Raw genomic sequence first — 4,121 nt, 5'->3', positions numbered from 1 at the left:
ATCGGTGAGTTCCCGACGACGCGGGGCTGGGATCTGGGGGCGTTGTACAGCCCGGATCGGGAGAGCCAGGGCACCAGCTATGTGCACGAGGGCGGTTTCCTGGAGGGTGCCGCGCAGTTTGATCCGGGGTTCTTCGGGATCTCGCCGCGTGAGGCGCTGGCGATGGACCCGCAGCAGCGACTGCTGCTGGAGGCGTCATGGGAGGCCTTCGAGCGGGCCGGGATCGACCCGGTCTCCTTGCGGGGCAGCCACACGGGTGTGTTCGCCGGCGTGATGTATAGCGACTACGGGATGAGCGTCGACCTCCCGCCGGAGGCGATGGGCTTCATCGGCACCGGTACGGCGGCCAGCGTTGCGACCGGCCGGATTTCGTATGCGCTGGGGTTGGAGGGTCCGGCGGTGACGGTGGACACCGCGTGCTCGTCGTCGCTGGTGGCGATGCACATGGCGGCGCAGGCGCTGCGGTCTGGGGAGTGTTCGCTGGCGCTGGCCGGTGGCGTGACCGTGATGGCCAACCCGGGGGTGTTCATCGGTTTCAGCGCGCAGGGTGGGCTGGCCGGCGACGGCCGGTGCAAGTCCTTCGCTGACGCGGCGGACGGCACGAGCTATTCCGAGGGTGTGGGCATGCTGGTGCTGGAGCGGCTGTCGGACGCGCGCAGCAACGGTCACCAGGTGCTGGCGGTGGTACGGGGTTCGGCGATCAATCAGGATGGTGCGTCCAACGGTCTGACCGCGCCGAACGGTCCGTCGCAGCGGCGGGTGATCCGTCAGGCGCTGGCCGTGGCGGGCTTGAATCCCACCGAGGTGGACGCGGTCGAGGCGCACGGCACCGGCACCACGCTGGGTGACCCGATCGAGGCGCAGGCGCTGCTGGCCACCTACGGCCAGGACCGGGACGAGGATCGGCCGCTGTTGCTGGGGTCGATCAAGTCGAACCTTGGTCACACCCAGGCGGCGGCGGGCGTGGCCGGTGTGATCAAGATGGTCATGGCTCTCCGGCACGGGATGCTGCCCAAGACGTTGCACGTGGATGCGCCGTCGTCGCATGTGGACTGGGCCTCGGGCGCGGTGGAAGTGCTGACCGAGCCGGTCGAGTGGCCGGAGACCGGTCGTCCGCGCCGGGCGGGTGTGTCGTCGTTCGGGATCAGCGGCACCAACGCGCACCTGATCCTCGAGCAGGGGCCGGAAGCACCGGAAGGAGAAGACGCTTCGCAGAAACGGATGCCGGCTGCGGGTGTGGTTCCGGTGCTGGTGTCGGGCCGTACGGCGGAGGCATTGCGGGCGCAGGCCGGACAACTGGCTTCGCGTGTGGACGGCGAGCCCGGTCTGGATCTGGCCGATGTGGCGTTCTCGCTGGCGACGACGCGGTCGGTGTTCGAGCATCGGGCGGTGGTGCTGGCCGAGGGCCGTGATGGTGCGCTGGCCGGGCTGGGTGCGCTGGCCGAGGGCCTGCCGGGTGTGGGCGTGGTGGCCGGGGTGGCCGGGGCGGAGCCGCAGCTCGCCTTCCTGTTCACCGGTCAGGGCAGCCAGCGGGCGGGGATGGGCCGGGAGCTGTATGACCGGTTCCCGGTGTTCGCCGAGGCGTTGGACGCGGTGATCGCGGAGCTGGACCCGCTGCTCGATGGGCCGCTGCGTGAAGTTCTGTTCGCCGAGCCGGGTACGGCTGAGGCGGGGTCGCTGGATCGGACGGGGTGGGCGCAGCCGGCCCTGTTCGCGGTGGAGACGGCGTTGTTCCGGTTGGTGTCCTCGTGGGGAGTGCGGCCGAATGTGCTGGCCGGTCATTCGATTGGGGAGATCACCGCGGCGCATGTGGCCGGGGTGTTGTCCCTGAGTGATGCGTGTGTGCTGGTGGCGGGTCGGGCGCGGTTGATGCAGGCGCTGCCCGCGGGTGGGGCGATGGCGTCGGTGCGGGCGTCCGAGGAGGAGGTCGTCGGGCTGCTGGCCGGGCGCGAGGACCAGGTGTCGGTCGCGGCGGTGAACGGTCCGGCCTCGGTGGTGGTCTCCGGGGTCGAGGAGGCGGTGCTGGAGGTGGCCGCCGCTCTGGAGGAGCGGGGGGTCAGGACCCGGCGGTTGCGGGTGTCGCACGCGTTCCATTCGCCGTTGATGGATCCGATGCTGGAGGACTTCCGTAAGCTGGCTCACCGGCTGTCCTACAACCCGCCGCGGATTCCTGTGGTGTCCACCCTTACCGGGGAGCAGGCGACGGCCGAGCAGCTGTGCTCGCCGGATTACTGGGTGGAGCAGGTGCGGGGCGCGGTCCGTTTCGCCGATGGCGTCCGGGCGCTGCACGCGCGGGGCGTGCGGGCGTATCTGGAGCTGGGCCCCGATGGTGTGCTGACCGCGATGGCCGCCGATACCCTGGCCGCCGACGCGGAGGTGCCCGGGTCGGACGCGGTGCTGGTGCCGGTATTGCGTAAGGACCGCGACGAGCAGGTCGCGTCCATGACGGCGCTGGCCGAGCTGCATGTGCACGGGGTGCCGGTGGACTGGCGGGCGGTGCTGCCGGGTGGGCGCCGGGTCGACCTGCCCACCTACGCTTTCCAGCACCAGTGGTTCTGGCCGAACGCCAGGCAGAGCGGTGATGCCCGCGTTCTGGGCCTGACCGCGACGAGGCATCCGCTGCTGGGCGCGACGGTCGGGCTGGCCGATTCCGATGGGGTGGTGCTGACCGGGCGTATCTCGCTGCGGACCCATCCGTGGCTGGCCGATCATGTGGTGGCCGGGATGGTGCTCTTCCCGGGGACCGGGTTCCTGGAGTTGGCGGTGCGGGCGGGTGATCAGGTCGGCTGTGACCTGGTGGAGGAGTTGACGCTGGCCGCGCCGCTGGTGCTGGGTGAGGATGACGCGGTCGTGGTGCAGATCGCGGTGGGTGCGCCGGAGGAGACCGGCCGACGTGCTTTGAACGTCTATTCCCGGTCGGCGCAGGCTGGTGACGATGTGCCGTGGGTGCGGCACGCCACCGGCATGCTCGCCACGGGCAGCCGGGCCGCCGTGCCGTTCGATGCGGCGGTGTGGCCGCCGGTCGGCGCGACCGCGATCGCGCCGGACGGTTTTTACGAAGAACTGGCCGCGGGCGGGTTCGAGTACGGCCCGCTCTTCCAGGGATTGCGGGCGGTCTGGCACGGTGCCGGTGGTGAGGTGTTCGCCGAGGTCGTTCTGCCTGAGCAGGTGGCGTCGGATGCGGGTTCGTTCGGGGTGCATCCGGCTCTGCTGGATGCGGCGTTGCACGCGGTGGCCTTTGTCGGGCTGGATGCCGCGGGGGGTACGCGGTTGCCGTTTTCCTGGGGTGAGGTGAGCCTGCACGCGGGTGGTGCGGTGCTGTTGCGGGTGCGGTTGGCCAGGGTGGGCGATGATGCGGTGTCGCTGGTCGCGGTGGATGCGGCTGGGGAGCCGGTGTTGTCGGCGCGGTCGCTGGTGTTGCGCCCGTTCTCGCCGGATCAGCTTGTTGGTGCCGGTGGTGGTCGTGGGGTGGAGCGGGATTCGTTGTTCGGGCTGGATTGGACCGCGCTGTCGGAGGTGCCGGACGCGGAGGCCGGTGCGAGTGCGGTCGAGCTGAGCGGAGATCTCGCCTCGCTGGATCCGGTGCCGGACGTGGTCATGGTCACCGTCGGGTCGGTCGATGCCGAGAACGTGGTGGAGTCGACGCACGCGCTGGTCGCACATGTCCTGGGCCTGCTGCAGCAGTGGCTGGCCGATGAGCGGTTCGAGGCTTCGCGGCTGGTGTTCGTCACCCGAGGTGCGGTCGAGGCGCGGGAGGGTGAGGCGGTCACTGATCTGGCGGCTGCGGCGGTGTGGGGCCTTGTCCGCAGTGCCCAGTCGGAGAACCCGGGCCGGTTCGTGCTGGTCGACCTGGATGATCGGGAGTCCTCGCGGCCGGCCCTGCTCGATGCACTGCTCGGGGTGTCGGCCTCGGGTGAGCCGCAGGTGGCGGTACGCGAGGGTGAGCTGCGGGTTCCGCGGATGGCGCGGGTGGCGCCAGGATCTGATGTCGGCGACGCGGCGGGTCGGGTCTGGGACCCGGAGGGGACGGTGTTGATCACTGGTGGTACCGGTGGTCTGGGTGGTCATCTGGCTCGGCATGTGGTGGCCGAGCGGGGTGTGCGGCGTTTGTTGCTGACCAG

General features: G+C 70.6%; 1 protein-coding gene. It reads left to right on the top strand.

Going from position 1 to position 4,121, the window contains the following annotated elements:
* Positions 1-4,121: type I polyketide synthase (locus tag ABZU75_RS45550; RefSeq protein ID WP_355569538.1), on the top strand; the 4,121-nt coding region annotated here is incomplete at both ends.

It is taken from the genome of Streptosporangium sp. NPDC005286 (assembly GCF_040607515.1).
Taxonomy (GTDB): domain Bacteria; phylum Actinomycetota; class Actinomycetes; order Streptosporangiales; family Streptosporangiaceae; genus Streptosporangium.
This window is presented reverse-complemented; position numbering and strand designations above follow the sequence as displayed.